Origin of the sequence: Neisseria sp. P0008.S010 (assembly GCF_051962715.1) — a bacterium.
Classification (GTDB): Bacteria; Pseudomonadota; Gammaproteobacteria; order Burkholderiales; family Neisseriaceae; genus Neisseria; species Neisseria elongata.
Genome location: NZ_JBQCVA010000166.1, coordinates 1 through 450, shown reverse-complemented (window position 1 = coordinate 450; position 450 = coordinate 1). Strand labels below are relative to the sequence as shown.

1 rRNA gene is annotated in these 450 nt (G+C 51.6%); it reads right to left on the bottom strand.

What is annotated here, in order from left to right:
• Nucleotides 1–450, bottom strand: a 16S ribosomal RNA gene (locus tag ACTHSL_RS13045); the annotation flags it as partial.

The window sequence follows — 450 nt, the reverse complement described above, 5'->3', positions numbered from 1 at the left end:
GAGACAGGACTACCAGGGTATCTAATCCTGTTTGCTCCCCACGCTTTCGTGTCTCAGCGTCAGTACATAGCCAGATAGCCGCCTTCGCCACCGGTGTTCCTCCAGATATCTACGTATTTCACCACTACACCTGGAATTCCACGATCCTCTCCCACATTCAAGATCTACAGTATCAAAAGCACTTCCCAAGTTAAGCTCGGGGCTTTCACTTCTGACTTATAGAGCCACCTACACCCGCTTTACGCCCAATAATTCCGAACAACGCTTGGACCCCTCGTCTTACCGCGGCTGCTGGCACGAAGTTAGCCGGTCCTTTCTTCTCAGGTACAATCACTTTCTTTTTCCCTGAGAACAGAGCTTTACAACCCGAAGGCCTTCGTCACTCACGCGGCGTCGCTGCATCAGAGTTTCCTCCATTGTGCAATATTCCCTACTGCTGCCACCCGTAGG